Origin of the sequence: Anaerotignum lactatifermentans DSM 14214, assembly GCF_900142265.1 — a bacterium.
GTDB lineage: Bacteria > Bacillota > Clostridia > Lachnospirales > Anaerotignaceae > Anaerotignum > Anaerotignum lactatifermentans.
This window is the reverse complement of record NZ_FRAH01000139.1, coordinates 1-2,564: the sequence shown is the minus strand read 5'-3', so window position 1 is coordinate 2,564 and position 2,564 is coordinate 1. Positions and strand designations below refer to the sequence as shown.

Genomic DNA, 2,564 nt, shown 5'->3' with positions numbered 1-2,564 from the left:
TAGCAGGGTTTGGGGAAGGCACTCCCCAACAAGTTTCCCGCGAGGGGCAAAACCGCAGAATTGCGGATTTTGGCACCGTGGTAGAAACTTGCTCTCCGTGACTGCAAACTTCCTCTCACTTCCGTCCGCCACTTTTTCGGAAAATCGCAACCAGAAAAATTCATTTCTCCTTTGCCTACTACTCGTTCATCAAGAGCCGGTTTTGGCAAGCTGCTTTTCTTTTTCTGCTACTAATAATCCGGCAAAGGACATTCCTGCCCGTTTTCGCTAAAATGGCGACAGACACCGAACTTCCTACCTGATGCCGGAGAAAGCCTTTTTCACTCTCTGTAATACAAAAAAACGAGAATTGGCAACCGGGCAGACAGAAAATTTTCCTGTTCACTCTTAACACCACCGCCTTGCCTGTTCTGCCAAAAATGGGCGCAAAAAAACACCACGGATTTCAAAAAATCTGTGGTGTTGCCGCTTGGTCGATATTCAATTTATATCAGCAGAAAACAGTAATTTATATCTGAATACTTTTAACAAATGTAATTGATTCGGGTGTTGCATTTAGTGATTCGTAATATTTGTGTTTTGCAAGAATACTATGCAATTTCCCCCTATAATGTGGTTCGCATATTTCTTTTGCGATGGCAAGCGACCTTTTGGCTTCATCAGTCCTTCCGTGATGTAAAGAAATTATGATGTTCGCAACAGCTAATCTAAATTCACTGTTTACAAATGCTCTTGAAAACTCATCAGTTGCTAAATAACAAGAGTAATAATCTTCCAGTTCGGCTGAGTAACAAAAGGAATCTATATGCAGTTTCACCCATAAAAGATCTTTGGACAGTTCATTTACATATTCTTCTCGGTTTAATTCAAGGGCATCTTTCGCTAACAAATAGGATTCGTAAGCCTTTCGATAATTTCTTGCTTTTTCATAGATATGTCCTATATACAAATAAGAGGTGTATGTGGAAAACCAGCCATCTTCAAAGTTTTCAAGTCCATATTGTATTAACTTAACAGCCTGTTCAGCATATTCATCGGAGAATTGAATGGCTGTTGTATAACAATGTTGGCGTTTTAGAAGATTGCCTCGAACTCGTTTTAACAACTTTCCATATTCAAGAAAATCTTCATCGGTCATTCCGTGCTTGATGATTTTTTGTTCAAATTCATCTATTTTACTCATTCCATCACCTCACGAACTTCAAATTACATAAAATATTAATTGTAGCACTTGCGGGGTATTTCATAGTGCTTTTTCTACATTTATTCCCATCATGGTCGGGAGCGACAGCATTTTAGGATGTTGCTCCCTTGATTTCCTGTCAGCAAAGGCGGGCGGGGCTGTCAACGGCGGGCACAGCCCGTTCATCTTGACCGTTGACTGGCTCGGCTGGCTTTGCTATTTCCCCGACAAACGGGAATTGTCGTATCATAAAACGGAGTATCTTATTTTGTCATTTAACATCAAGTTTATACGCTATTCGCACTTGATTGCAATACGCATGGAATATCCTGTCCGCCTCGCTGTCCGTATCCATCCCACCCATATGTGACTCCAAATATTTCTTTACGATTTTGGGAAGGGTAGGTAGCCAAGTCCCGCCCATTTCTGAAAGGATCAATTCCATCCGCTTCTTCCCCGAGGCTCCATGTACACCGGATATAAATGGAAAATATGTGTGGGATATATCGTAGTGGCGAATCGGTTCTCCAAACAGTTTCCCACACGACTCGTAAAGCTGTATAAAATCATCCAGTGAACGCATCGCGTCCATCTCGGGTAGCAGACCGTTTACGATACTGCTTTTTAACGCTTCAAATTGGGGGAGAAACTGGCGCTGGTAATATTTTTCTTTCAGCACATCGTCCTCCGTATACCAGTAATCGATAGAACACCAACGAAACCCTCTATATGGGTTCTCATACTTTGCGCCGTTCGGCCCATCCGAGCCAAAGCTCACGATGGGCCGCGCATCAAACACTGGGCGATAGCTTACCCAGGGGCGCAGCTTACTGACCTCGACCTTGAAATAAAATTCCTGCAGCAGGCCGCCGCGCTCTCTGATATATGCGGTCGGGCCGCACAAGACAAATCCATATTCGTATAGGATAGGTCGCAGTTCCTTGCGGATCAATTCCCGCTGCGCCTTTTTGAAATCAAATTTTCCGCCTTCCATTTTGTTTTATTCCATCCTCTTTATCTTGCCAACTTCCGATTTGTCGCTTCGTTTATTCTTCCGTTTTGCGGCGGATTACCTTTTTCATTCCCGGCAAGAAGCTAAATTGGTTTACATTCTTTTGCGCCGTTTATAGAGCAGCAGCCCATTGACCGCAAGCCATACCAGCAGATAGGCCGCAGATACCCCGGCAATCGTCCAATAGGTGCGCTTCTGTCTGGTTTCGTAGGTCTGTGCGGTTTCGTCTGCGCCGATGGTGATGTAGCCGTCCTCATCAGGGATGGACAGAACACGGCGCTCTATCGGCTCGTCCGCTTCCAAAATACTCTGTGCGGTGCTTTCCACAGAGCCAGACTCGTACTTGTACTGATAGCCGCTCCCGTCCTC

General features: G+C 44.3%; 3 protein-coding genes. All 3 read right to left on the bottom strand.

Annotation, left to right across the window (positions count from 1 at the left end; translation table 11 throughout):
* Window positions 1–508: 508 nt before the first annotated feature.
* On the bottom strand, window positions 509–1,183 hold the full coding sequence (locus tag BUB35_RS18075) for a hypothetical protein (protein WP_072854003.1): 675 nt from the start codon (window positions 1,181–1,183) through the stop codon (window positions 509–511).
* 271 nt (window positions 1,184–1,454) lie between these two features.
* Window positions 1,455–2,177: a hypothetical protein gene (locus tag BUB35_RS18950; protein ID WP_143185511.1), complete on the bottom strand. Its 723-nt coding sequence runs from the start codon at window positions 2,175–2,177 to the stop codon at window positions 1,455–1,457.
* A 111-nt stretch (window positions 2,178–2,288) separates the two neighbouring features.
* Window positions 2,289–2,564 (bottom strand): hypothetical protein (locus BUB35_RS19175; protein WP_159432918.1); only part of this gene is annotated, 276 nt, incomplete at its 5' end.

Coding starts and splice junctions, on each gene's coding strand:
- BUB35_RS18075 (WP_072854003.1), bottom strand. CDS start 1,183: ATGAGTAAAATAGATGAATTTGAACAAAAAATCATCAAGCACGGAATG.
- BUB35_RS18950 (WP_143185511.1), bottom strand. CDS start 2,177: ATGGAAGGCGGAAAATTTGATTTCAAAAAGGCGCAGCGGGAATTGATC.